19 protein-coding genes and 1 pseudogene are annotated in these 21198 nt (G+C 62.5%); 13 read left to right on the top strand and 7 right to left on the bottom strand.

Translation table 11 applies throughout. The features are described from left to right. Positions 1 to 283: 283 nt before the first annotated feature. The 5 genes from TSB10P1A_RS15235 to TSB10P1A_RS15215 all read right to left on the bottom strand — a co-directional run bounded on the left by TSB10P1A_RS15235 (position 284) and on the right by TSB10P1A_RS15215 (position 9319). On the bottom strand, positions 284 to 2215 hold the full coding sequence (locus tag TSB10P1A_RS15235; RefSeq protein ID WP_186388779.1) for a ParB/RepB/Spo0J family partition protein: 1932 nt from the start codon (positions 2213 to 2215) through the stop codon (positions 284 to 286). A 756-nt stretch (positions 2216 to 2971) separates the two neighbouring features. Continuing rightward, positions 2972 to 4840 carry a UvrD-helicase domain-containing protein gene (locus TSB10P1A_RS15230; RefSeq protein ID WP_244293134.1) on the bottom strand — a complete coding sequence of 623 codons (1869 nt, stop codon included), beginning with the start codon at positions 4838 to 4840 and terminating at the stop codon, positions 2972 to 2974. Then, the gene (locus TSB10P1A_RS15225; RefSeq protein ID WP_186388778.1) at positions 4840 to 6828 is read right to left on the bottom strand and encodes an ATP-dependent endonuclease; all 1989 of its coding nucleotides are present in this window, start codon (positions 6826 to 6828) and stop codon (positions 4840 to 4842) included. The genes TSB10P1A_RS15230 and TSB10P1A_RS15225 overlap by 1 nt, the downstream gene beginning before the upstream one ends. Positions 6829 to 7187: 359 nt before the next feature. Further along, on the bottom strand, positions 7188 to 8174 hold the full coding sequence (locus TSB10P1A_RS15220; protein ID WP_186388777.1) for a pentapeptide repeat-containing protein: 987 nt from the start codon (positions 8172 to 8174) through the stop codon (positions 7188 to 7190). 5 nt (positions 8175 to 8179) lie between these two features. After that, positions 8180 to 9319, bottom strand: coding sequence for a hypothetical protein (locus TSB10P1A_RS15215; RefSeq protein ID WP_186388776.1), 1140 nt, complete (start codon positions 9317 to 9319; stop codon positions 8180 to 8182). A 722-nt stretch (positions 9320 to 10041) separates the two neighbouring features. Here TSB10P1A_RS15215 and TSB10P1A_RS15210 point away from each other — a divergent pair. From TSB10P1A_RS15210 to TSB10P1A_RS15170, 9 genes are all read left to right on the top strand, one after another. Further along, on the top strand, positions 10042 to 10359 hold the full coding sequence (locus TSB10P1A_RS15210) for a hypothetical protein (RefSeq protein WP_186388775.1): 318 nt from the start codon (positions 10042 to 10044) through the stop codon (positions 10357 to 10359). Then, positions 10359 to 11108: a GNAT family N-acetyltransferase gene (locus TSB10P1A_RS15205; protein ID WP_186388774.1), complete on the top strand. Its 750-nt coding sequence runs from the start codon at positions 10359 to 10361 to the stop codon at positions 11106 to 11108. The genes TSB10P1A_RS15210 and TSB10P1A_RS15205 overlap by 1 nt, the downstream gene beginning before the upstream one ends. Positions 11109 to 11654: 546 nt before the next feature. Then, entirely contained in the window at positions 11655 to 12833 is a 1179-nt protein-coding gene (locus tag TSB10P1A_RS15200; protein ID WP_186388773.1) for a hypothetical protein, read from the top strand. Between the two features lie 185 nt (positions 12834 to 13018). Beyond that, the gene (locus TSB10P1A_RS15195; RefSeq protein WP_186388772.1) at positions 13019 to 13810 is read left to right on the top strand and encodes a hypothetical protein; all 792 of its coding nucleotides are present in this window, start codon (positions 13019 to 13021) and stop codon (positions 13808 to 13810) included. A 112-nt stretch (positions 13811 to 13922) separates the two neighbouring features. Next, a complete protein-coding gene (locus TSB10P1A_RS15190) occupies positions 13923 to 14555 on the top strand; it encodes a hypothetical protein (protein WP_186388771.1) in 633 nt (210 codons plus the stop codon). Next, the gene (locus TSB10P1A_RS15185) at positions 14552 to 15028 is read left to right on the top strand and encodes a hypothetical protein (protein ID WP_186388770.1); all 477 of its coding nucleotides are present in this window, start codon (positions 14552 to 14554) and stop codon (positions 15026 to 15028) included. The genes TSB10P1A_RS15190 and TSB10P1A_RS15185 overlap by 4 nt, the downstream gene beginning before the upstream one ends. Beyond that, positions 15025 to 15414: a hypothetical protein gene (locus tag TSB10P1A_RS15180; RefSeq protein ID WP_186388769.1), complete on the top strand. Its 390-nt coding sequence runs from the start codon at positions 15025 to 15027 to the stop codon at positions 15412 to 15414. Before TSB10P1A_RS15185 ends, TSB10P1A_RS15180 begins: the two co-directional genes overlap by 4 nt. Further along, a complete protein-coding gene (locus TSB10P1A_RS15175; RefSeq protein WP_186388768.1) occupies positions 15411 to 16913 on the top strand; it encodes a type IV secretory system conjugative DNA transfer family protein in 1503 nt (500 codons plus the stop codon). The genes TSB10P1A_RS15180 and TSB10P1A_RS15175 overlap by 4 nt, the downstream gene beginning before the upstream one ends. Positions 16914 to 16992: 79 nt before the next feature. Continuing rightward, positions 16993 to 17301, top strand: coding sequence for a hypothetical protein (locus tag TSB10P1A_RS15170; RefSeq protein ID WP_186388767.1), 309 nt, complete (start codon positions 16993 to 16995; stop codon positions 17299 to 17301). A gap of 23 nt (positions 17302 to 17324) precedes the next feature. Here the strand turns inward: TSB10P1A_RS15170 and TSB10P1A_RS15165 are convergent, their stop codons facing one another. Next, entirely contained in the window at positions 17325 to 17612 is a 288-nt protein-coding gene (locus TSB10P1A_RS15165) for a hypothetical protein (protein WP_186388766.1), read from the bottom strand. 29 nt (positions 17613 to 17641) lie between these two features. Here TSB10P1A_RS15165 and TSB10P1A_RS15160 point away from each other — a divergent pair, with 29 nt between their 5' ends. The 4 genes and pseudogenes from TSB10P1A_RS15160 to TSB10P1A_RS23785 form a co-directional block, all read left to right on the top strand. After that, positions 17642 to 18154: a hypothetical protein gene (locus TSB10P1A_RS15160; protein ID WP_186388765.1), complete on the top strand. Its 513-nt coding sequence runs from the start codon at positions 17642 to 17644 to the stop codon at positions 18152 to 18154. Between the two features lie 229 nt (positions 18155 to 18383). After that, positions 18384 to 19223 (top strand): hypothetical protein, encoded by an 840-nt coding sequence (locus TSB10P1A_RS15155; protein ID WP_186388764.1) that lies wholly within the window; start codon positions 18384 to 18386, stop codon positions 19221 to 19223. 182 nt (positions 19224 to 19405) lie between these two features. Beyond that, entirely contained in the window at positions 19406 to 19768 is a 363-nt protein-coding gene (locus tag TSB10P1A_RS15150) for a hypothetical protein (protein WP_186388763.1), read from the top strand. A 5-nt stretch (positions 19769 to 19773) separates the two neighbouring features. Further along, positions 19774 to 20769: pseudogene (locus TSB10P1A_RS23785) on the top strand (recombinase family protein); the annotation flags it as partial. A 21-nt stretch (positions 20770 to 20790) separates the two neighbouring features. Here TSB10P1A_RS23785 and TSB10P1A_RS23780 read toward each other — a convergent pair. After that, complete coding sequence (locus TSB10P1A_RS23780) at positions 20791 to 21171, bottom strand: hypothetical protein (protein ID WP_244293133.1); 381 nt, start codon at positions 21169 to 21171, stop codon at positions 20791 to 20793. Positions 21172 to 21198 lie beyond the last annotated feature (27 nt).

The raw sequence follows: 21198 nt of genomic DNA, 5'->3' as shown, positions 1-21198 counted from the left end.
AGCGAAGTGGCAGGCCGGGAGTTCACCCGCGACTGACACACAACATATCATAGGCAAAGTCCGCTTTTGGAGAAAAGGTCGGCGCATCTTTGCGACAGCAATGAGGGCGCGTTGCGGTCGAAGTGCGGCGGCTCCCTGAATGACAGCTGTCCCAATTCCGGCCCCGAGAAGCGGACCGACCCCTTACCACCCACCCAGACGTTCGAAATTGAACCAAGATCATAGCGTTTTTGTGCAGACCGCTCCGCCGGACACTGCGTCCGGCGGAGCGAAAATTTTCGCGCTATGCCGCTTCGCTGACATCGCCGCAATCATCGAGATCGGGGTCTTCGACCTCGGCGGCGGAGTCGCCCTCGGTGCCTGCCTCACGGCTCGATGACTTCGGCGACCAGTCCGGCGTGATGGGGCCTTCGAAGCGGGTGGTGTAGCCCCTCGGCGGGAAGGCCATGTAGGGCGGAATCCACTCCCCTGCCTTGACCTCGCCGGTGCGCGTCCCGTTGAGGCAATCGGCCACGATCTTCTTCTGGATCTTCGCGGTGGAGAGTGCATGCGCTCCGGCGGTCACGTCTCCGGCCACCTCGCGCACCATAGCGTTGATCGCCTGCTTGTCGCGCAGGAGATCGAAGAAGACCTCGTCCGGTGTCCACCAGTTGCGCATGTCGGTGCCGAGCAGAAGCCCCAGCGCGTCCACCGTGCCCGTCTGCGCCTCCAGCGTCTCGGCCATGGCAAAGGTGAGAATGCGCATGACCGTGCTGTCCTCCATATGCATCAGGCTTTCGAAGATGCGCGCGAGGCAACGGCCCTCGAGCCAGTGCCCCTGACCGTGGAAGACGACAGGCCCGTCCCGCCGGACGGTCTGGCTGTCGCCGTCGATTGCAGCCCCGTCCTCGTCGGCTCCACTGTCCGCGTTTGCCTCTGCATCCGTGTCCTCTGCTTCGCTGTCCGCATCGTCTTCCGCGTCCGTCATGTCCAGACCCAGAAACAGATGAATGCGGCGGCGTTCCTCGGCAAAGCCCTGCTCGGCAAGCGAGGCGGAAAGGCTCTCCTGAATGGCGGGGCTCGCCGCCTTCTGGCGGTCGGCCTCCAGCTTCCACAGGCCGGACCCTGCGATCATGTGCGCCACCGTCAGCCGCAGGGCAATGCGTGGTTGGGCCAGCAGTTCGGTGCGCACCGCCGCATGCTTGTGCAGGCCGATATAGTTGTGCATCGACTTGGTCAGTTCGCCCCGTGCCACGGTGGAGGGAAGCGGTGCGCCATCAGGCCTGCCGCCCTCGGCCTCCTGCTTCTGCCTGCGCCGCGCCTCGCGCTCGGGCAGGTAGCCTTCAAGGAAGCTCACCTCGCCGTCTGCGGTCATGGAGACATAGACCTTGCCGCCACGCGCCTTGGGAACCTTCACATAGTCCCAGCGCGGCACGTGCTGGCCGATGTCGAGTACGACCACCGCCTCCCAGCCCTTGGCGAGATAGGCCTCGCGCCGCGCGGCAATGGCCGCATGTTGCAGGGTCCAGAAGGCCTGCACATCGCCGAAGTAGCGCGCCTCGCTGAACAGGTCGGAGATGATCGGCCCCGTATACTGCTCCAGATCGAACAGGGCGCGGTCCAGCCGGATTTCTCCGCCGCCGAACAGCCAGCCTCGCAACTGCCTGCCTTGGGGCGCGTAGCTCTCCTTGTCCTTGAACAGCTTCCACCAGTCCCTTTGCTGGCGCGGAGTTGCCATGGTGAGGATGCGGAGGGTTTCGGCGCTGATCTCGTCGCGGCGATAGGCGTTGAGCACCGGCTCGATGATACCGGCAATCGCGAGCCGCTGGGTGACCAGCCGTTCGCTCACGCCGAAGCGTGCGGCAATGTCGCCGATCTCCAGCCCCTCGCCGCGCAGGGCGGCAAAGGCCTTGTACTGGTCGATTTCGTCCATCGGCAGACGGGCGATGTTCTCGGTGAGCGAGGCCTCGATCGCGGTGGCATCGTCCCCGTCCTGCATGACGATGACGGGCACGGGGTCGGCAATCCCCTCTGCGGCCAGCGCAGTAAGCGCGGCCAGCCGCCGCTGTCCGGCAACCACCTCGTAGCCGTCCGCGCCGGCACGCACCAGAAGCGGTTGCAGGATGCCGAGCCGCCGGATGGAGGGAAGCAGATCGGCGATCTCCTTGCCGCCCTTCTTGCGGACATTGACCCGCGAGGGGGACAATTGATCAAGGGTAAGGTGAATGAGTTTCATGGGGGTAGTCTCCTGTCGGTTGGGGGTTGAGGGCACGACCCCGAAGGGCCGCGCATGAACCCCTGGCCAGCGCCGAGCGTCCCCAAGAAGACAGACAGAAACCTCGCCGCCGCCGACAGGCGGGCGGCGGCGACATAAGGGACGGTCGTACCGAAAGGCGGGGCGGCCAAAGACGAACCGTGCAACGGCGCGTCACGCGGTCCGGGCCACACGGGAGACGGGCAGCCGAGCACAGCGAAGCGCACCCGGCGAAGGAGCGGGCCCGCCCGGACTTCGGCTATTGGCGGAGAGCCCCGCCGTCGGTGCAAGCTGGAACAAGGGGATCACGCGCGCAACCAGCGCGCAGGAGAACATCACTCAGGCGGCGGAAGGCCGCCTGCCGAACGAAAGAAACACCCACTCACATGCCGGCCGCCTGGCGGCCGTCCACTCCCCGCCCAGGGATTGTCACCCGCATGGGCCGAAACCCGCCGCGTTCGCCAAGGGGTTCGGTCGCGAGGGGCGCAGGCCCAAGCGATAGAGCCCGGTCCGAAGGAGGTGGACAGCCGCGAGAAGACAAGCGTCACGAAGGGAAGAAAGCTATCCATACCGGATAACGCTCCTCGTGGGGGGCGCCGAAACTAAGCGGAGGCGTTGCTTGAGGTTACGTCACGTCGACGGATGCGGGGCTTGTTTCTGCGGCGTACCACCAGGTCAGGCGCGCGCACCATTATCGCCGCTGCGGATTTGGTTCCCTGATCCCCAAACGTCCCGTTCCTATGGATCGGGCCCCATGATATCAGCTCCATCGACCTGCACCACACCTGCGGGCAGGAGAAGCTGTTCCAACCAACCAATAGTATTGCCCCGTTCGGAACAATAAGCGAAGAATGCCCGTTGCTTGGCACGGGTAAACGCAACGAAAAATGATTTAAGCTCTTCATCGTGATCCGGTAGCAGGCTCCACCATGTCTGAGCATCAAGCCCGAAAAAGATCATCGTATGGAATTCGAGGCCCTTACTCTTGTGGATTGTCATGAGTGGGACCTGACCCTTGCCCTCAAAGCGATCGAGAACGCTAATCCAGTCCACTGCATTCTCAGTACATTCACGCAAAAGGAGTTGGAAGCCCGTGCGGACGCGCTGAAAATCCGCGTCGCGACGATACTCGGGGTAAGTCTGACGCAACCGCTCTACCCCAGTGAACTCTAGAGTTTGCGCGAACAGCCGGTCGGCCACTGCCGGATCAGGCGGCTCGTCACGCATGGTCTGCCGAAGGTTCCTGGAGAACACCGCGATCTCGCGCTGCAAACGCTCCTGCCCAGTCTCGTCATCCGGGCTGGTGCCAGCCAACGCTTGCAGATGGTCCTGCGTCGTGTTCCAGGCGTCCGGGTCACGCGCACTCGTCCCAAGCCTTAAGAGCGAAAGGACCACTTCAGTAAGAGGCTCGGCGAGTAGATCCTGGATGGCGATCCCGCCGACGTTTCTTGCAAGATTTCGCAGTATCAGACCGTTTTCGCGGAGAACAGGTGCGAGCTCGTCCTCAACATTGTTCGCCCGCATGCGCACTAGGATTGCAGCATCGTGCGGTGCAATGCGGCCGGCATCGACTTCGCTTCGAATCCATCGCGCTATCTGCTCGGCTTCTTGTTCGCGGCTGTCGAACCGCCAGATCGCCGCTGTATCCCCCTCGACCGCTAGCTCGCCGCGCGCCTCGACTTCCTCGACGTCGGGATCGATCTGCCGTGCGATGACGTGCTGGATGGCAACAAGCGCCTCATGTGATCTCCAATTTCTGAGAAGCGCATGGCGAACCGCATTGAAGTCAATGACGAATTCGTCGAACGCGTTGTTCATTGCGCCCGCCCAACCCATAATCTTTTGCTTGTCGTCTCCAACAGCGGTGAGAACAGAATTGCTGTCTCTGAAAGCGCCCTTCACGAGGCTGTCCTGCGCATAGGTCGTGTCTTGGAACTCGTCGAGAAAAACAAAGGGGTAGGTCAGACGCAAAGCGCGCTTGATGGTTGGATTTGAGCGCAGCATGTATTCGACAAGACGATTGATCATCGGAAACGAGAGCAGTGCGCCATCGGGCATGGTGTACTGCTCCTCCCAGTAGGCCCGAAGCAGCTCTCGTGCGCGCGGATTTTCGACGGTTTCTTCAAGCGGCAGCGCCGTGCGTGCGACCGCTCGTTCAAACCGGTCTGCACTGACGTCCGGGCGGCCGTGCCTTCGCAGGAAGAGCTCTATGTCCTGCCTGGAGGGAAAAGCGATGCTGTAGTCAGCAGGCGGCCTGTAAGCCTCGGGGATCGCGAGGCGGAAGTGATCCAGCATATGCTTCGTGAACGCATCGAAAGTCATCGACTGAAACCTGCGTGCCTGCTCTTCAGAACAGCGCTGACGGACCCGCGCCGCAAGATTTTGGGCGGCATCGCGCTTGAAGCTGATCGCGAGAATGCGCTTTGGCTGGGGACAAAGACCGGTCTGCAGAAGATAGGCAGCCTTCTGCGCCAGAAATTCGGTCTTGCCCGCTCCGGCACCGGCGGTAACGCAAACGCTCTGTGCGGTCTCTCGAAGAGCGTTCCAGGCTCGCGGTTCAAGATCATCGACGCCCTGCGGTCGCCAATCTTCCGGCGCAACGGGCATCAGTCTTCATCCGGCTCGGGAAACAGAACGTCTCTCACATGGTCGGTCAGTGCGCACAGTTCCGGCGGGGCAAGGTGAGCGAGGTTGTCCTGCGTGATCCTGCTCAGCGCAGCGAGGTGGGTTTCGGGCTTGCTGCGGCTGAGGAAAAGATAGGGATACCAGGCGAAGCTCGCGTCCCAGTGATCGTCATCGTAGATGTCGGGATTGCCGTTGGTTTTTAAGACCACCCTCTTTTTCTCGGCGATCGCCGCCGGTGTCGCCCTGGGACCGCGCCCGCCCGGGTTCGGATGCTGATATGCGTCAGGAAACGCCGTCAGCATTGCGAAATCCAAGTCGATGGGGTCGGAAAAGAAGACAGCTTCATGCCGGAGCGCCTGAAGCCAGCCATTGTCCTCCCAGTCGCCCAGAACATCCTCATCGGCGAGGCCTTCGAGATCGTCGAGGTCTATCGTACCGTCAACGACGAGGGGATTTGCGGTCAGATCGCGGCCTACGTCTTCGAGAGCCGCGAACGCAGTTCGGATCATGTTGGCTCCGCCATGAGCACGGCCAAGATCAAAGTCCAGTAACGTGGCATGAGGGATGCCGAGATCTGTGAGCAGTCTCCAAAAGTGCGAGACATAGCGTCCGCCCAGCGGCACTACCGGCACAAATGACGGATCAAGGGGGACGCCTCGGGCTTCGGCAAGCCGGGGCAGGACGATCCGCTCCGAGTCCCCCTCCGCCAAGATCACAAACCGCGCAAAATAAAGCTCCGGATAGGAGCGAACTGCAAGGCGTACATAGGCGCTCGCTTCGGCATCGTCTTCAGGCAAAGTGAGCAGCCTGACGGAGGCGCGACGCGTCTGACGGTCAAGCCGGAAGTAGCGGACTTCGTCCGCCTCGACGCGGGAGAGGATGCTCGCGCTATGACTTGATATCAGCGACTGCGCGGTACCCATTCTGCCGATCTCCCGCGCCTGCGTCACGATCCTGGACAGGAAGAACGGGGAAAGGCTGTTTTCAGGCTCCTCAATCGCGAGAATGGTCAGATGCGTGCGGCGCAGCTTTTCCTGATCAAACGGGCGCTCTGCTGCAGGGAGAGCAAGCGCAGCCTGTTCGGTTTCCAGGGTTGCAGCCGTCAGAGCGATGTGAAAAAGCGAGCGCTGACCGTCACTGAGATCAGCAAGGTTTCGGCTTCGACCGGCCTCGTCAGGATGAAAAACGAACTCCGCACGCCTCACCAGTTCTTCGATCCTGCTTTCGATCAGCCGAAGATTGGGGGAAGTGTCCGTGTCGCCTTCATAGACCTGCTGCCACCTGTGCGTCAGACGCTCGATGATAAAGTTTGCCGGTGCCTCCTGATCGAACTGGTTCTGGACAAGCTCCGCCCCTTCCTTCGCACGAGCACCAAGATCTGCAGACCAAAGCGCCGCCTGCCAAAGACGTCCCTTCAGAAGCTCTGTGACACGGTCGGCCGCATTGCGAAGGGCCGGAACGTAGACGAGTTGTATGCTCGCGCGATCCACAGCCGAAACTTTGGGACAGGTCTCCCATTCGAATTCGTCGTCGAGCGTCGTGATCCACCTGAGGTCTTCTTCGACGGTCCCGTCCGGCGTTCCATCTTCGATCCATCTGGCGACAAGCCGAATACGCGCCTTTAGCGGTTCGCCTGGCCCCGAGGCAGCCATGTGATTGAAAAAATCGGGGACTGATTGAGCGTCTTCGTTCTCTTCGTCATCCAGCTCTGGGAAGCCAATTAGACACTCGACCTCCAACGCCCGACCATCCGGAAGATCCTCTTCGCCATGAGCGATATGAAAGTCTTTCTTTGTAACGGCCCTGTCGGTCCTCGTCACACCGAAAAGGCGGGAAAGTGCCTGGAAGAGCGCCGTCTTCCCAGAACCATTCCCTCCAACGAAGGCAGTCACCTGCTCTTGCAGACTAACTTCCACCCGCTCGGGGCCAAAGCAGCGAAAATTGCGTACCGCAATATTTTCGATCCTCATTAAACCGCTCCAATAAAATGATCATTCCGCACTCACCTAAGAGCGCAGAAAATAACGTCTATTCTACAATCTCGCGTCAATTGGCAGAGTATTCCATATCGACCTATCTCTTTGCAATATGCACAAGCTGGATCGGCCGGCTACTGCGAAAGACGGAAATAGCGCTCTTCAACAGCCGGCTCGTTTACTCACAGCAAGAGATTGCCGCAATCGGCCGGGAGGGATTCAACGGGAGGCGCGCAGCGGGCCTCCCTTGGCAAGGTCGCCTGTAATACAGGCACACCTTGCAAGTGCAAGTGGCCCGAGGCACCGGGCCGGAGCTTCCAACACTAGATCGTGAGGTTCAGAGCCAAGGATATTTAAATAACTTCAACTGTCTCGCGAAAACAGCGTACCGCCTCTTCGTGATCAGCTTCAACACCTATGCCTAGCAGATAGCAAAAGCCGAGATAATTCATGGCGACACGATCCCCAGCCCCTGCCGCTTTGTGATACCAGCCCACTGCCTCTGCAGGATCAGCTTCAACGCCTATGCCTTTCTGGTAGCAGACGCCGAGGTTGAACATGGCGGTGACGTCCCCAGCCTCCGCTGCCTTGCGATACCAGCACACCGCCTCTGCAGGATCGGCTTCAACGCCTATGCCTTTCTGGTAGCAGACGCCGAGGTTGAACATGGCGGCGACGTCCCCGGCCTCCGCTGCCTTGCGATACCAGCACACCGCCTCTGCAGGATCGGCTTCAACGCCTATGCCTTTCTGATAGCAGACGCCGAGGTTGAACATGGCGGCGACGTCCCCGGCCTCCGCTGCCTTGCGATACCAGCGCACCGCCTCTGCAGGACCGACCTCAACGCCTGTGCCTTGCTGGTAGCCGACACCAAGGGCGAACATGGCATCAGCATCTTCAACTCCCACCGCCTTGCGGTGTAGACGCTGTGGCCCTCTAGGATGAAGCGCAACTTGCGATGCTTCTTCGTAGAAGGCCTCGTTTTCGAACATTATATCTTCGCTTAACTTAGATTCCTTCGTCGCTATCTGCGTAAATAAACTTAAGTTCCTCTGAACGTATACGGAAAAATCTCTAGACTTTGACAATATAGGGGGAATAGATACATCACTATCCCATAGTGCATTTGCGACCAAAGCATCGGTGAAATTGCAGCCCTCGAGCTTAGCGCCACGAAAATCAAACCCCTTTAAATCACACGTTGAAAAATCGACGTAGCTCAGGTTTCTACATCTAAAATCTTTGGACGGATCTAGGCCCGAAAGATGCACCAACTCAACGAAATTGTCGGTCTTAGCTCCCTCTACTAGTCGAATACGAGCTTCAATTGCGTTGCTCATGCGCACTAACCAGCGAAACTACGTATTTCAAATGTAAGTCGAGATAAAGTAAACCACGGCTCGGCAACCCCGTCGCCGGTCAGTTTTTTTGCTAGCAAAGCCGCGATGACAGCTTTTTTATTGCTACTCGGAATTTCAGATCCATCAACCCTCCAGATGTTCATCTCAACAAGCGAAACCTTTAATTCGCCAGTAAACTGAAAAGGCACAGAGCGTGGCGTAATATAACAGAAGGGCTGATCCATATAATAGCCCCCGTTCAGGCACTCGTGGCGGCTTTTTATTTCCACGAAGCAGGCAGCCCCACCTCGGCGAACAACAACTTGCCCATTATTTCCGATGGCGCGTTCGTTCTCATATTGCTTCTCTACCACCACCTCACAAAGATCGGTGGTCACGATATCTGTAGCTATTCGGACGCAGCGGAATCCAAACTCGTAACCACTAGCGTCATATTCTGGCGACATAACCAACTCCACCAAAGGAGCAACGGGATTTCCCGCGTGTACGCGCTGTTGGTGGTCCGAGAGCCCAAACAAGTACGAATCTCTGTTTACGGACACGCTCTCAACGGTAACAAGCCCCCAAAGTTCTATTTCCGTCGAATCATCGCGATCAGAACTGGAAGTATGCCCTCCGAGCAAGCCCTCCATTTCCAATTTCGCCTTATTTATATTTCCTGTATAATTAACATAGGCTGAACTAATCAGGGCTGACTTTACGATATCTCCCAATCTGAAAACAATCTTTGGAGGCCAATGAGGATCATCTATACTTCCACCATAAAATACTTCAAGTAACCTGCAAATCTCCTCACGCACCTCACGGAACTCGTGCGTTTTGAAGCACAAAAAACATATAGCGCGGAGAATTTCTTCGCTTCCCGCGCCATTGCTTTTCAGTGGCGCAAGAAATTTTGATGGATGACCAATTTTTATTTCGATTCCAGCGAGACTTGCCGCCGCCTCAAAAAAAAGTATTTTGCTTTTTTCTATTGATCCACGCGGCATGTTCTTAAATTTAGCATCAATATTTTTTGCAATATTTTTCCTTATGGCCACAGTCCGATCGCGCGCTTCGCCAGGTTTAAGCTCAAGCAAATCGGCAACGACACTATCGAACGCCGCAAGTTCAGGGTCACTCATACGATATCAACCCACTGTCCTGGACCAGCTCCACCACGCATGGGTGAATGAAAACTCAGCGGAGATTAGGTGCTATGCATTTTCTCTGCAAGCGCTGACCTTGGCGCCAATATTCTGACCTCCAAACGCGTCCGCTGTTAGGGTCATAATGGATGACGGCCGGCCCAGAAGTTCGGTCGCGGAGCCCCCATTTCATGTAAACTTCTTGAGTGACCGCGCCTGTTTCGCGGCAGCGGAATATTCGCGCAGGATTGTCGTCTTTCCGGTGGAGGACGCCGTTTGTGTACCAATACTCATTTGCAACCACGCAGGATCCCCGGGCGAGACGCTCGTAAGCGGGGCCGTTATCTCGGTGCAGTTTCCCGTCACGCCACCATTGCCGCACAGCTACCTCTCCGGAAAGCGCATCGTAGCTTACGAAGGCAGGCTCATCTCCATCCCTATCAAACTCGCCGTTAGCATTCCGCCAAGCCTCTCGAATGACCTGATTGTTTTCAGCGTTTCGGACAATTTCAACATGAAATAATTTTTCAAAAGTGCATTTCATAACTCGTAAAACTTAGTTCATTCATAGATTTATGTCAATAAATTTTTGATTAATCCATATTGGATTACTAATTACCAAAATAATCCATCGATAATCATTAGTGTAACCTATTATTACTCGGGGATTTAAACTTATTCCTGTGTCATTCACACCGCTCTGACACAGGAGAGCCGATATGAGCGACCACTCCCCCAACTGCCCCTCCTGCCGCCGGCCCTTTGTGTCGGACGGCGCGTTCTCGATCTGCCGGCGCTGCCCGTACCGGGTGGCACCTGCGGCGACAGAGGAGACCACCGACGCATCCGGCGCAAGCGATGCTGAGGCTCTCGCGGTCCGGCAGGTGCTGCCGAATGCCGGCGGGTGCTGCCTCGCCGAAGCGCTGGTGAAGACGGTGCTGGAGCTGAGTTCGCAGATCCATGCGCTGCAGGCGCAGAGGGCGGACGAGGCGAAGGAATGGGCGAAGTTGTTCGCCCCCGGACGGGAGGAGATGTGATGACGGCACTGTTCGACCACCATGGCGGACAGGGACCTGACGGGGCGGCGGTTGCCGCCCCGAAGGGCCCGACCCCGCGCCTGCCGCTCAGCACCGTGTCGGTGCGCAACCGGCATGCGAATATCGAACTCAGCAGCGCGCGGCCGATGAGCGATGCGGAGGCGCTACGCCTGACTGCGGCAAGCCTGGACCTGTTCAACGAGGTGCTTGCCTCGGATGCGGGCCGTGCGATGCTGTTCCGCTTCGAACCGCGCGACCTGATCGAGCGCGATGCTCATGTGGTGTGCGCCCGCGACGGGACGCGTGTCGTCGGGACGATGCACTTCCATCGCGATGATCGGGACCGTCTTGTCCTGCGAGGCGCGGTGGTTCATCCGGACTATGCGGGGCTGAAGATCGCCAGCGCGATGGGTGCCCTTGGCATGCTGCACGACTTCGTTGCCAATGGCGAGGTGCGGGAGATCTGCCTTGCCGTCCGGCAGACGGGAAGCGGGCGGCTGAACGAGGCCTCCCGGATCAGCTTCTCACGTTTGGGCTTTCTGCTGGAGACCCAGGCGGGCCGCACCGCCCTGACCGGGACGTTCCGGGACCGGCATCTTCTGAACAGCAGCGAGCAGGATGCCGATGGAGTGCCCTTCATCCGCTACCGGCAGATGACTGCCGGGCCGGAGATCCTGCCGAGGGCGCGGGCCTTCCTTGCGGCCTGGTCGGAGGCAGTGCTCCCGGTGACTGGCGGCAGGCGGTCGTAAGCAGCATCGATGATTGCGATCCGCGCGGGGCTTGAACCCGCGCGGATCATCCCCAGATCAAGTGTATCCCCTTCATCGACAGACTGGCATCGGCCACCTTGCGCAAAGGCGCATTGCAGCGCTGCGCAAGCTGGGCAAGGCGCCCACGTGGCACCTGAGCCGCCGAGCGCAGCTCAAGGGGACGGATCTCTTCGAACAAGACGATCCAGCGCTCCACCAAGGCTGGCCTGAGGCACGACATCCGCCCGTTCCGGTGAGCGCACCGCCACCGCCTTGGGCCACCCGACTGCCTTGGCGGGCTTGCCGGATGTCCGGCTTGGGTCCTGCCCGCGCTGCCAGTTGCGCCGGGCGCGCCTGGACACTCTCCCACTGATCATCTTCCCGCTTCGTCTTCCCCGTCCTCGCTCTTTCTGCCTCCGCCGGCCAGCCTCGTCTCATCTCGCCTCGTGACGTTGCCGGTTCGTCGTTCGGCAGTTGGCCCGGAGTGCGGGACCCGCCGCAAGGCCCAGCCGTCTTGCGGCCTTCTCCAGCCACAGGAGATCTGCCATGCCGTCGCCGGCCGACGTCCGTTTCCAGCAGAACCGCTTCGATCTCAAGGGGCGCACTGTCCTGCGCGAGCATCTCACCGAGATCCTGCTAATGCCCCCGTCCTGCGCGACGATGATGCTCACCTATTACGGGCTGTCCGTGACCATGGGCGAGACCGGCGCCACTTTTGTCCAGAAGGGGCAGGCCCTGGCGGTGGCCCTGTCGATCGGGGTATTTGCCTGGCTCGGCTGGTTCTATCTGTTCGGCCTGATCTACCGGCTGCGCGGCACCCGTCTTGCCGTGGCGTTGTCGGCTGCCAGCCTCTATGTCGGAACGCTCGCGGCAATCGACGCCCCCTTCAACATGATGGCGATTGCAGGCGGCACCGCCGTGCAGATGTCGCTCGACGATGTCACCGCCAGTGCCGAATGGCGCAAGGACGAGATCTTCGCGAACTCGCTTGCCGCACAGCGCCTGTTGCCGGCCATTCGCGCCCAGGCACAGCGCTTCGCCGCCCTGCAGCAGAGCGAGATCGATCATGGCACCCAGTCCGGTCGCCCCAAGCCCGGCAAGGTGTCGGACGCCCTGGGGCAGGTGGCGGGCCTGCTGAACAGCCTTGCCGATGACATCGGCAAGGGCGTCGAGGCTTCGCGCGCCTTGCAAGGCGAACTCGGCCGGCACTTCGCCGAGTTGAAGGCTCAGACCTATCGTCCGGGTCCGATCCGCCCCCGGGTCGAGGCGGCGGTTGTAGCCGCAGAGCGCATCGACGACCTGCTGGTGCAGATGGCCCAGCACGACTACGGCGTGTCAATCGCGGCAACGCTGAAGAGCCTTGCAACGCTCTTCCCCGCCTCCACGCAGGCCGGCACCGGGTTCCAGCAGGTGCAGAACGACGAAGTGCGCGCGATTTCGGAGATGGTGAAGCCGGTTGCCGAGGCGCTTCAGGCAGGTCTGTCCAGCCTTGCGACGGTCAAGAGCGAGCCGGCCACCCGCAAGCGCCCGCAGGGGCCGCATGAGGCGGTGCGCACCTACTGGCGCGCCCTATTGCCCGAGTGGGCGGCGGCGCTGTTCATCGATCTCGCCCCTGCCATCCTGTTGATCATCCTCGTCAGCGCCTGGCGCGAACACGATCACCAGCCTGCCGGGCACGCGGCCTCGCAAGCGGCGGGCACGTCCCGTGCCGGGGATGCCGAATAGGGCTCTCCCTCTGCCAGACCTGCTTGAGGGCAGGACGGGCAGCGTATCGGGTCAATCGACCCGGACCAGCGCCCCCGTTGCATCGCGTCTCTCGGGGCTCTCCGCTGCAGCGCTCCGGCGACAGCGCCAGTCCCCCGAACCTCCCTCCCAAACTCGACGTCCCGCATCCTGCGAAGGAGATTCCCATGACCCGCATTCTCGGTCTCGGCCTTGCCGGTATCTTCGCCTTCACGGTCATCAGCGGCATTGCCGCTCTCATTGCCCACGACTTTGTCGGGGCACAGGGCATGGCACGCCTGTGGGACAGGCTGGCTGTCACCGGCACCCCAGCGGTTGCGGCCGCATCAGTGGTCCCGCAGCCGTCCGGCCCGGTTCGCCGCGCCGACAACGCGAATCCCGACAAGAGGCGGTCTCTGGGCGCTACCGACAGCTCCGGGCAGGATCATGCAGGGAGCCTTGGCAGTATCGACACGGGCGGCGGCCTTCCGCCGTATCGCGGCGGCAAGGAGGTCATCCGCAGCAGTGGTATCCCCCTGCCTCAAGAGGCGCCTGACCGTACCGAACGGAACGGCGATACCCGCCCTGACCGGCAGGCGAATGACACGGGGAAGGCGCAGGCCTCTTCGCAGGGCAACGGTGATGCAGGCTTCCGTCCCTCCAAGGAGCTGCACTTCTTCGAACGGGTGCCCGTCAAGGGCACAAACCTGATGATCATCACCGGCGGTGCCTATGCCGACGTTGCAGCGGTCGAAGCGAACCGGCCTGCGAGCCAGTGGTGCTACGTCTTGCTCACGCCCAAGGCAGGCGTCGTTCCACGCATCAATCTCGGCAGCCAGTCCGGGACGCGGGCACCTGTTCTCACGCCTCCGCAGGTCTTCGACAAGGCGGTCTTGGCCAAACATCGCCTCGACCCCGGCCGGCTCTCGCGCCTGGGCCGCTCCCACTGCCGTTTCGATCGCCTCGCACCGCTCGGCTGACGCTGCATCGGCGGCAAGCCCTCCCGAGGGTGCCGCAAGCGGTCACTCGCCAAAGGCGCCACTGCGCGCGTCGACCCTCTCCCCCCTCCACCGACCTGAACAGGAGACAGGAATGATCCCGAATATCTTGACGGATGTCGTGCCTCGGGCGCTGCTTGCCGGAGGCCTCGCCTGGGGCGCGGTCAACTACGTGCTGATCGGCCCGAAGCTGGCGGAGCGGGTCGCGGCGGCCGATCATATGCCGGCCTGCACCGCGAATGTGGCGGCGCTGGCGGCACGGGCGGGCGAGGAACAGCTCTCCGCGCTGCCGCTGCCGCAGGTGGACGTTGCGGCGGAACAGGCTCTCATCCTGGCCGAAGGGATGCTCCACAATCCGCTGGCGGACTGGGCCTATGATGCCGCCAACAGCGGCCGGGGCGGTCTTGGCTCTGTCTTCGACTTCGACCCGCGCCAGCAGGTCGCGGATGCGCGCCGCGCTTACGAGCGCAGCAAGCAGGCGGCGATGGAGACCTGGCAGCGCTCGCGCGATCAGGTGCTGGCACGCACGGCGAGCCGGCTCGCCGCCTCGGACGACATCTGCGGCTGCATCGCCGATGTGGCCATTGCCGAGACGCGGATGGACTGGGCGCTCTATACCGGGAGCCTGACGCTCTATCGCCCGGCCTCCATCGACGGGTTTGCCGGCCGCATGGCGCAGGCGGCGCGCTCCGGGGCCTGCGAACGGCAGGCGGGAGGTGCGTCGTGACCAACCGCCTCCACGTCCACCCCGACACTCCCGAGACGCAGACAAGCGCGCGCGCCGATGGCTCCAGCCTGGAGCCTGCCGGGGAGACGGTGCGCTTTGCCGGCGGCGGCTTCCTCGTCACCGACCGGATCCTGCGCACGCCGCGCAAGAGCTATGCGCTGGAGCGCATCGAATACATCTCGGTCGAGCGGCCGCTCGCCCTGTTCCTGCTGCCGCCGGCCTTGGGGCTGGCGGGCTTTGCGGTGGCCTTCCACCGCTATCTGTGGCCGGCGGAGCTTGTCTTCGTCGGCGCCTTCGGGATTGCGGCGCTGATCGCGTCGCTGACCGTGGGCACCCTCAAGGTGCACAGCCTTGCCCTGAGGGATCAGGAGGTCGCCTCGAATATCGGCCTGATCACCACGCTGCGCCGTGTGCGGCAGGCGGTGGAGATGGCGATGGCCGCGCGCGGCGAGCGCCGGGAGGACGGGGCATGAGACGGCTCAAGCCGACCATGTCCGACACCGCTCGCACGCAAGGCAGTCGTGCCAGCGACCGGATGCCCGGCGATCCCACTGTATCCGTCCGCGATGCCAGCCTCGGTGAGACGACCGCGTTCAACGCCCGCATGGTGGCGACGGTGATCTATGGCGGCTGCGCCTGGGCGATCTGGCCGACCAGCCCGCAATGGTGGGGGCTGGCCGTCACCAGCACGCTGTTCGGCATGGGGGCGGTCGCCTCGCTGATCGCCGCTCTTGGAAGCCTGCGCGCCTCCTGGCAGCGCCGGCGTGTGGTCCACCGCTTCCTCGTGCAGGGCACACCGCAAAAGGCGGCCCCGCTTGCCGATCACGAGACGTTGCGCAAGGCGGGGATGCTCGAATGACCATGCCATTCCACCGCCGTCCGCCGCATTGGGCGGGATCCGATCTCTCCCGTCGGCTGCGTCGCTGGATCAGGCACTGGTTGAAGCGCGCGGCGTCGCCGCAATATCAGCTGGTGCCCGTACCCGAGCACATGATCGGCCGCCGCATTCTCGGCCTGACCTTTGACGGCCGGCCGATCTTCGAACCGAAGAACGCCGGTTCCTCCCTGACGCTGGCTGCCGCCGGCGGCGGCAAGACCACCTGCGTCTCGGTGCCGGCCCTGATGTCGATGCTCGCTGATACCTCCAGGGCGGTGTTCACCTCGGACAGCAAGGACGGCGAGATCGCGGCGCAGGTCGCCGCGATGTGCCGCAAGCACGGGCGGCTCTTTGCCGTCGTCGACGAGTTCGCCGCGCTCGGGGAGGACAACCCCGCACGGATCACCCTCAATCCGTTCGGCGCGGCGGTCCATGCGCTGAAGGTCGACCCCGAGCAGTTGCCCTTCGTCATCGCCAACATCGTCCATGCCCTGATCGAGGAGCCGTCGGACGACCAGAAGAACTTTTATTGGCGGGAAGCTCCCCGGGAGATCCTGACGCTCGGCATCCTCATCCTGCTGGAGCTCAACCCGCGCCGGTGCTTTCCAGGCGCGCTCGCCGCGCTGCTCGCCGATCCGGACACATGGGCACGGGCCTTGCGCGAGGCTGCCGACAGTCTCGATGCGAGCTTGAGCGCATCGGCCCGTCAACTGCTGGAGATGAAGCAGGACAATCCCGAACACTATTCCCAGCACATGCGGGCGGCTCTCACCTCCCTGAAGATCTTTGCCACCGGTCCGCTCAAGAATGCCGGACGGTTGGCACAGACCACACATGCCGAGCTGATCGAAAAAGGCGCTGTGGTCTGCTTCGTCAATCCGGCCCGCTTCACCGATCGGCTCGGCCCCTTCTACGCGCTCCACTTCCTTGCCCTGATGAACGCCCAGCTGCGTCACGGGGCGGGCAGGTCGGAGTTCATCTTGGACGAGTTCTGCAACGCCCCGCTCAGGGATGCGCTCAACCGGGTGACCATCCAGCGGGCCTTCGGCGCTCGTTCGCACTTCATTGCCCAGTCGCGCCAGGACATCGTCCGCAAATACGGGGAGAAGGAGACCGCGCTGCTGGAGGAGAACTGCTCGATCATCCAGTACCTCAAGTTCTCCAACTATGAGGAGGCGGAGCGCATCTCTCGGGCGATGGGCGAGACCATCGTCATCTCGCCGGGGCTTGGCCTTGCCAGCAACCAGAGCGGCTGGAACAGCAACTACTCGACCGGTCAGGGCCGGGTGTTCACGGCCGACGAGTTGATGCGCCTGCCGCCCGACGAACAGATCCTGCAGGTCGACGGGGTGGGCTTCATCCACTGCCGCAAGTTCTACCAGAACCAGTTCGCGCCCTATTGCTTCGAACTTGCCGCCAATCCGCTGGAGGGCGGCCGGCTGCCGCCGGACCCGCGCGTTGTCATCGCGAGGAATGGGTGATGCGTGCGACCGCTTCCGGACGGCATGTACCGACACCTCCAACGCCTCCCGTCCACCCTCGCAAGATGGAGACACGCCCATGAGCCTGCAGTCCCCGCATCACCATGGCCGGCCCAGGCCGCCGCGCCTGCTGCGCCCCGGCCACGCGCTCTGGCTGGTCGTTATCGGCCTCCTTTGGTGGGGCTACAGCACCCACGGCCTGCCGCACCTCCTGTGGTCCTACAGCTATGTGACATCCGGCGCGGACCGCTGGGACTGGAGTGCCCGCTATTACACGCAGTGCCGCTATATCGGCTTCCATGGCAGCGCAGCTTTGCTCAGCCCCACGGACGGCCGCTGCCCGCTGATCGTCTTCCGGCAGGCGCAGTCCGGTGGGGGCGCGCAATGAGGCGGGCCGGTGAGACCAGGGGGTCAGTGCACCGATTTCCACCTGCGCGGATGGCGGCATGGCAGGCGGAACCGCGCCACCAGGTCGCGGCGTACATCCGACTTCAGCGCGCTCAGCACCTCCGCCTCGCTCACGATCCCGGCAGCGATCATCGCTTCGCAGTGTGCGCGCGTGTCGATGTCCGGCTCGAACACCGCCACCTCGCGCCAAAAGGCATCGTAACCGAGCGGCTCGAGCCACTCCTCCACGTCATTCCGATCTTCAAAAAACACCATGCCGACAGTGTGCCGGATCGTGTCGCCGAAACGCAAACTTGCCCTCCCGCTTCAGGAGAACAGCCATGACCAGCAAGACGCCCCCGGAGCTGCCGCCGATCGAGGACGAACTGCGCAATCAGTTCGAACTGGTGACCATGCGCCGCATGGCCGACGCGCTGAAGACCACCGGACACTGGGGGGAGCGCACGGCCATCGACCGGCAGGCCCGCGACAGCCGCAAGGAGGAAGAACAGCTCTATACCGAGACCTATGACGAGCGGGTCGACGAGGCCCGCCAGCGGTTAATCGACGAGGCGGCAAGCAGGCCCCGCGACTTCAAGCCGGCTTGGACGGGCAAGGACCGCTTCTCGCGCGATGCGATCGAGCACGAGGCCCATCGTCAGGTCGAGGCCGCGCACGACAAGCGCATGCAGGAGATCGACCGGGAGGAACAGAGCCAGCTCGACGCGTTGATCCGCAAGGCAGCGCGGGAGGCGTCGCCCGGCACCTCGCCGCGCGAGACCTTCGCGCAGGCGAGCACCCGCTCTCCCGCCATGGAGCGGCGCGGCGGCTGGGTTCGTCGCCGCGACAGCTAGCGCGCCACGTCGCGGCCGGCCCTGCCGTTTGGGGGCGGCCGGTCCGCGACGCGCTGCCTGCGCCAGCCAAGCCTCTGTTATCGCAAATAAAACGAAAGAATCTGTCGCGCGTAATCCTTGCTTCAAATAGGACAATTGTCCTATTGTTCTTGATATGTTCTTGCATATCCACACACCAACACAGCAAAGGACGTCAAAGACAGACACACCCAACAGAAAGGACCAGGACATGTCGACCAACAGCATCAACTCCAACCAGAATCCCAATGCCAACCCCAACGCGCCTTCCGAGCAGGAGCGCCTTCAGCAGGCCCGCGCCAGCTTCTCCGGCCGCCTGCTCAGCAATCCCCAGTTCGACGAGGCGGTGACGATCACCCGCATTCTCGAACGCGAGATCCTGCGCAGCGGCGCCTTCAAGGAGAAGCTTGCCGACTACGCCCATGCCTATGCGCGGACCGAGAACTTCGACACCGCCAAGGCCGAGACGATCCTGCGCGATCTCTTCCGCTCCCGCACCGGGCGCTCGATGAACCAGCTGCGTGAGGAGCTGGTCGCCCGCGAAGAGGCCCTGCCGCAGGAGGCCGGCCAGCAGGCGCTGGAGCACGCTCTTGGCGTCGGCGCGATGATCGAGACCGGCGACAAGATCACCTTCCACCGGGCCTTCGCCCATCAAGGCGAAGCGCTGGCCCGCTCTCTCGGCATCACCGATGCGGCGGCAAAGCGGCTGATGCGCGAGGAGTTCCAGGCGGCGGAACAGGCCGACCTCTATGAGTGGGGCAAGCATCTGGAGGAAGAGTTCTACCGTCCTCAGATCGAGGCGGAGCGCGCTGAAGCCGAGGCCCGCCGGCAGGAGAACGGGGCCTCCGGCACGTCCCGCAGCCGCACTGCCCGGCGCACCCGTCAGGGCAATGGCGACAGTGCCTCCGCCGGCTCTGCCGGCGAGAGCGCGACCCGCAGCAGCTACACCCGCGCCGCGCGCGATACCGGGGCCGGCGACGGCATGAGGCAGGACAGCGACGGTCCGCCGCCGCGCTATCAGCGCCGCTCCCGCATGAGCTACGACCGCTGAACGGAGATGGAGATGCGGCACGAGCGGACAGAGACGACCATCGGCAATCGCGCGCGGGACACGATGCCCCGCACGCCTGTCGTGTCTGTCCATGGCTCGCGCCGCGTCTCCGACACTTCAAGACAGGGTTCAGGACGTGCGCCCTGCGCTGGCCGGTCCGACCGGTTTGAGGAGACAGGACAATGAGCGACCTCGATCTCTCCCGCTACCGCCGCCATGTCGACCATCTCGATCTGCCCGACGAGAAGAAGGACGAGATGCTGCGCGTGTTGTGGACGATTGCCCAGAGCTTCGTCGACCGCGCCTTCGGCCTTGATCCGGTTCAGCAGGTCAGCGGGTCCCTGTCAGGCCCCGCTGAGCACGCCTCGGTGCCCGCGCTGCCGCCCTCGGGCGATGGTCCCGAGGCCAAGCCGGGACCTAAAGATGCAATCGATTCCCGCCCTGTGATAGGCTCATCCGGGACCACCACCACAACGGAGACAGACAAGAAGGACCTTGCCGCTTCCTTCCGCACGACAAGCGGAAGTGCCGGCGGGAGAAAGTGAGAGACATGCCGGCACACACACCCCAATCACCCGAGACCGCACCCACCAAGGCGCTGATCTATTGCCGCGTCTCGAGCAGCAAGCAGGCCACCGAATTCCACGGCCTCGATTCGCAGGAGGCACGGTGCCGGTCCCATGCGCTCCACATGGGCTATGAGGTCGAGGCGGTGTTCCCCGATGACGTCTCCGGTGCCGGTGACTTCATGCGGCGGCCCGGCATGGTGGCGCTGCTCAGCTATCTCGACGCCCAGCCCGACCGGAAGAACTATGTCGTCATCTTCGACGATCTGAAGCGCTTCGCCCGCGACACCGAGTTCCACATCAAGCTCCGAAAAGCGTTCCGCATGCGCGGCGCCCGCATCGAGTGCCTCAACTTCCGGCTTGAGGACACGCCCGAGGGCAAGTTCATCGAAACCATCCTCGCCGCCCAGGGCGAGCTGGAGCGCGAACAGAACAGCCGCCAGGTGGTCCAGAAGATGAAGGCGCGGGTGCTCGCCGGTTACTGGTGCTTCTCGCCTCCCAAAGGCTATCGCTACAAGAAGGTCGCCGGACACGGCAAGCTCCTGGTGCGCAAGGAACCGCTTGCCAGCATCATCAAGGAGACGCTGGAGGCCTTCGCCTGCGGCCGGCTGGAGAGCGTTGCCGAGGTGAAGCGCTTCCTGGAAAGCCAGCCCGCCTATCCGCGCGACCATCGCGGCGAGGTGCACTTCGAGCGCGTCGCCGAGCTGCTCAACCGCATGCTCTATGCCGGATATATCGAGGTGCCCAAATGGGGCATGTCCTTCATTCCGGCCAAGCACGAGCCCCTGGTGAGCCTTGCTACCTGGCAGCGGGTGCAGGAGCGGCTCAAGGGCACGCCCAAGGCTCCCGTGCGCAAGGATCTCAACGAGGACTTCCCGCTGCGCGGCTTCGTCTGCTGCGCCTCGTGCAACCAGCCGATGACCGCCTGCTGGTCGAAGGGCCGCACCAAGCACTACGCCTATTATCTGTGCGATACGCGCGACTGCCCGGATCGCCGAAAATCAGTGCGCAAGGAGATTATCGAGGGCGAGTTCGAGACGCTGCTGGCATCGCTCAAGCCGAGCGCGCATCTCTTCCACGCGATCTACGAGATGCTGCGTGATCAGTGGAACGACCGTCTTGCCCGCAGCGAGGAAATGGCCCGTGCCGTTGCCGGCGAGCTGCAGCGCGTCGAGGTGAAGGTGCGTCAACTGGTCGACCGGGTGATGGGGGCCAGCACCAGCGCGCTCGCGGAAGCCTATGAAGCGCGTCTGCGCGAGCTGCACGAACACAAGGCCGCGTTGAGCGAAAAGGCCGCATCGATCGGTAAGCCGCAGGCGTCGTTCGCGGAAACCTATCGAACCGCCTTCGCCTTCATCGCAAACCCTTGCAATCTCTGGCATTCGCCCCGTCTGGAGGACCGCCGCGCC

It is taken from the genome of Stappia sp. TSB10P1A (assembly GCF_900185725.1).
GTDB lineage: Bacteria > Pseudomonadota > Alphaproteobacteria > Rhizobiales > Stappiaceae > Stappia.
The sequence above is the reverse complement of the archived record's forward strand: the minus strand, read 5'-3'. Positions and strand labels throughout refer to the sequence as shown.

Coding starts and splice junctions, on each gene's coding strand:
- TSB10P1A_RS15235 (WP_186388779.1), bottom strand. CDS start 2,215: ATGAAACTCATTCACCTTACCCTTGATCAATTGTCCCCCTCGCGGGTC.
- TSB10P1A_RS15230 (WP_244293134.1), bottom strand. CDS start 4,840: ATGCCCGTTGCGCCGGAAGATTGGCGACCGCAGGGCGTCGATGATCTT.
- TSB10P1A_RS15225 (WP_186388778.1), bottom strand. CDS start 6,828: ATGAGGATCGAAAATATTGCGGTACGCAATTTTCGCTGCTTTGGCCCC.
- TSB10P1A_RS15220 (WP_186388777.1), bottom strand. CDS start 8,174: ATGAGCAACGCAATTGAAGCTCGTATTCGACTAGTAGAGGGAGCTAAG.
- TSB10P1A_RS15215 (WP_186388776.1), bottom strand. CDS start 9,319: ATGAGTGACCCTGAACTTGCGGCGTTCGATAGTGTCGTTGCCGATTTG.
- TSB10P1A_RS15210 (WP_186388775.1), top strand. CDS start 10,042: ATGAGCGACCACTCCCCCAACTGCCCCTCCTGCCGCCGGCCCTTTGTG.
- TSB10P1A_RS15205 (WP_186388774.1), top strand. CDS start 10,359: ATGACGGCACTGTTCGACCACCATGGCGGACAGGGACCTGACGGGGCG.
- TSB10P1A_RS15200 (WP_186388773.1), top strand. CDS start 11,655: ATGCCGTCGCCGGCCGACGTCCGTTTCCAGCAGAACCGCTTCGATCTC.
- TSB10P1A_RS15195 (WP_186388772.1), top strand. CDS start 13,019: ATGACCCGCATTCTCGGTCTCGGCCTTGCCGGTATCTTCGCCTTCACG.
- TSB10P1A_RS15190 (WP_186388771.1), top strand. CDS start 13,923: ATGATCCCGAATATCTTGACGGATGTCGTGCCTCGGGCGCTGCTTGCC.
- TSB10P1A_RS15180 (WP_186388769.1), top strand. CDS start 15,025: ATGAGACGGCTCAAGCCGACCATGTCCGACACCGCTCGCACGCAAGGC.
- TSB10P1A_RS15175 (WP_186388768.1), top strand. CDS start 15,411: ATGACCATGCCATTCCACCGCCGTCCGCCGCATTGGGCGGGATCCGAT.
- TSB10P1A_RS15170 (WP_186388767.1), top strand. CDS start 16,993: ATGAGCCTGCAGTCCCCGCATCACCATGGCCGGCCCAGGCCGCCGCGC.
- TSB10P1A_RS15160 (WP_186388765.1), top strand. CDS start 17,642: ATGACCAGCAAGACGCCCCCGGAGCTGCCGCCGATCGAGGACGAACTG.
- TSB10P1A_RS15155 (WP_186388764.1), top strand. CDS start 18,384: ATGTCGACCAACAGCATCAACTCCAACCAGAATCCCAATGCCAACCCC.
- TSB10P1A_RS15150 (WP_186388763.1), top strand. CDS start 19,406: ATGAGCGACCTCGATCTCTCCCGCTACCGCCGCCATGTCGACCATCTC.
- TSB10P1A_RS23780 (WP_244293133.1), bottom strand. CDS start 21,171: ATGCCAGAGATTGCAAGGGTTTGCGATGAAGGCGAAGGCGGTTCGATA.